Here is a 3,649-nt window from a genome sequence, read left to right on the forward strand (position 1 = left end):
GAGGAGCTACGGTGTAGACACAAGTTATTTGAGTTGCTGCGTAGTCCCGTTACCCCACCCCAGCCCTCCCCTTTATAAGGGGAGGGCTGGGGTGGGGTAACGGGACTACGCAGCAACTCAAATAACTTGTGTCTACACCGTAGCTCCTCGGAGGGGATTTTTTAAATTGTCTAAATTTCGATCTCCTCTCGATCGAGCAGTCGATCCACACAATCGGCTAATTCTGCCACCGTTGGTGCTTCAAATAACTTACGCAACGGCAACTCCACACCGAAGCTCGATCGCAACCGCGACATAATTTGTGTTGCTAATAACGAATGTCCCCCTAACTCAAAGAAGTTATTATGAATGCCTACTTCTGGTAAATTTAAAATCTCTGCCCATAATTGGGAGATTTCTACTTGAGTTGGCGTTTCTGGTGCGACTAAATTGTTAGATTCAGCAACTCCCAAATCGGGGATTGGTAAAGCCTTGCGATCGACTTTGCCATTCGGCGTCAGGGGAATACTATCGAGAAAAATAAACGCACTTGGCACCATATAATCGGGAAGCTTTTGTTTGAGAAACTCCCGTAAACTGTTAGTTTCAATCGGCGCACTCGCGACGATATAAGCGGCTAAATATTGATTCCCCACTTGCTCCTCACGATCGATAACTGTCGCTTCTCGCACCTGCGGATAATCGCTCAACACCGCCTCGATTTCGCCCAACTCGATGCGGAAACCGCGAATTTTGACTTGAAAATCGATCCGTCCTAAAAATTCGATATTCCCATCGGGGAGATAGCGCGCTTTGTCGCCAGTCTTATATAAACGTTGGCTAGGAGACGGCGAGAAAGGATTAGGGATAAAGGCTTGCTCGGTGAGTTCTGGCGCATTCAAATAACCGCGTCCGACACCTGCGCCGCCGACGTAGAGTTCGCCCGCTACGCCGATCGGCACTGGCTGTAACTGGTTATCGAGGATATATAATTGGGTATTGGCGATCGGACGTCCGATCGGGAGATTTAAGACCTCTGGCGCGGGGGCAGAATCGATCGGATAATGGGTGACATCATCGGAACACTCGGTCGGCCCGTAAGCATTTAGCATCGGAATACTGGGATAATGCGCGAACCACTGACGGCATAATTGGGGTGGTAAAGCTTCACCCGTGAGTAATAACCACCGCAAACTAGATAATGCTGTGGGAGTCGCACCATCTTCGATTTGCTGGAGCATCATCCGTAATAACGAGGGCACGATTTCTAGCACCGAAATCTGCTGGTTTTGTACCAGCGCAAATAATCGAGTCGGATCTGTAGCGATTTCAGTTGGGACGATTTCAACTTTACCGCCGACTAATAAAGCGACTAAAAACTGCCAAATACTGATATCGAAAGTTTGGGATGCAGTTTGGGCGACGATATCATTAGCACCCAATTTTAGATCCGTTACTTTCGCATATAAATGATTTACCATTCCCCGTTGTTCCAACATCGCTCCTTTCGGCGTGCCTGTGGAACCGGAAGTGTAAATTACATATGCTAAATTATCTGGAGTAGAACGAATGGGGAGATTTTCGGTTGAATATTCCAACCGTTCTAACTCTTCGATATATAATATTTGAGGCTTGGTTTCTAGTTGCCCGACAACCGATACGACTGTCGATAAATATTGCTGTTGTGCTAAGACAAATGGTACTTTACCTTGCAATAAAACTTGCTGTATCCGCTCTGCTGGATGTTCGGGATTGAGTGGTAGATATGCCCCACCAGCCTTAAATACTGCCAAAATTGCGGTCAGGAAATCGATGTCTCGATCGCCCATCAACGCCACGATTGTTTCTGCTTCTACACCCAATTCGACTAAATGCCGCGCCCACCGATTTGCGCGATCGTTTAATTGCTGATAAGTTAATTGTTGGTTTTTAAATACCACCGCGATCGCAGTTGGAGTTGTGGCTACTTGTTGCTCGAATAATTGAGCGAAGCATCGATCTAATGGAAATTCAACTTGCGTATCATTCCAATCAATGAGTAATTGTTGTGATTCAATCGTACCTAAAAGTGGTAATTGAGTGACACTTTGGTTGGGATTGGCGACGATACTAGCGAGTAAAGTTTGGAAATTAATCGCTAACCGATCTATAGTCGATCGATCGAATAAATCGCTGTTATAACCCAATTCCCCAGTCATGCCCGCTTCAGTTTCCTCCATCGATACGAAGATATCGTTTTGAGCAGAAAGCTCTTCCAATTCCAACATATCGAGTGTCAATCCCGGCAATTCCAGTTTGCCCATGTTGGTATTTTGCAACACAAACATGGTTTGAAATAACAACGCATGACTGAGCGAACGCTCCGGCTGTAACTCTTCAACCAGCTTCTCCAATGGGAAATCTTGCCGATCGTAAGCACCTAAAGTTGTTTCCCGTACTTGTGCTAACAACTCCAAGAAAGTTGGATTTCCTTGTGAATTAACTCGTAGGGCTAGAGTATTAATAAAACAGCCAATAATTGACTCCACCTCACTGCGATGGCGATTCGCGATCGGCGAACCAATTACCACATCATCTTGTCCGCTATAACGCGAAAGTAACGTCCCAAATGCGGCCATTAAGACCATAAATAAAGTCGAACCCGACTGTTGACAAAGATTTTTAATCTGTTGCGTTAACTCTCGATCGATCTGAAAATAGATAGTGCCACCTTTAAAAGTTTGAATCGACGGACGCGGGCGATCGGTAGTCATCGTCAAAAATCGCGGTGCATCTGCCAAATGTTGTCGCCAGTATTCCAATTGCGTCTTCAAGACATCGCCAGTCAAGTATTCTCTTTGCCACTGAGCAAAGTCTGTATATTGTAATGTTAATTCCGGCAACTGCACCGGATTATCCATTGCAAAACCCTCATAAAAGCTAGCAAATTCCCGAAATAAAATCCCCACAGACCAACCATCAGCCGCGATATGATGCATCACTAATAGCAGAATATGCTCCGACTCATTCAGCCGAATTAAAGTCGCCCGCAACATCAAATCTGCTGCTAAATTAAACGGACGTAACGGCTCCGCACTCAAAATGCGATCGACATCCACCTGACACTTCTCACTAGATAAATGACTCAAATCGATCGTGCGAAAATCCACCGCTTGCGACGGCATCACTAGCTGAACCACGCGCTCATCTATAACCGCAAACGTAGTTCTCAACGCCAGATGTCGATCGACCATCGCATTTAAAGTTTGTGCCAAAGCATCCACATTTAAATCGCCATTCATCCGAATCGCGATCGAAATATTAAACGGACTATCCGGCTCCAACTGATTCAAAAACCACAACCGTTGCTGTGCGAAAGATAACGGCGCAGGCTCATTACTATGACGCGGACTAATCCGGGATTTTTTAACTCCTGGTTCGCCCTTCTTCATTAGGCGTTCTTGGAGAAGTGCGAGTTTTTCAGGAGATAAATTAGCAATGCGATCGCTGATATTCATGGTTTTTAGTTAAAAGTTGAAAGTTGAAAGTTGAAAGCTGAAATTGATATTTTTAGGGTTTGAGGGATATTTAGATCGATCGGTTGAGAGCAGAAATGGTGCGACATGCGAGATGGATCGATTCGATCGTAGATCTACCCACCCCGCCCTTCGGGCACCCCTCCGAGGAGGGG

Annotated in this window: 1 protein-coding gene; it reads right to left on the reverse strand. The window is 45.7% G+C overall.

Annotated elements, in window-relative coordinates; all coding sequences use genetic code 11:
• Positions 1–170: 170 nt before the first annotated feature.
• The gene (locus tag C7B77_RS26170; protein WP_106311903.1) at positions 171–3,476 is read right to left on the reverse strand and encodes a non-ribosomal peptide synthetase; all 3,306 of its coding nucleotides are present in this window, start codon (positions 3,474–3,476) and stop codon (positions 171–173) included.
• Positions 3,477–3,649 lie beyond the last annotated feature (173 nt).

The sequence above is a fragment of the Chamaesiphon polymorphus CCALA 037 genome (genome assembly GCF_003003845.1).
GTDB classification, from domain to species: domain Bacteria; phylum Cyanobacteriota; class Cyanobacteriia; order Cyanobacteriales; family Chamaesiphonaceae; genus Chamaesiphon; species Chamaesiphon polymorphus.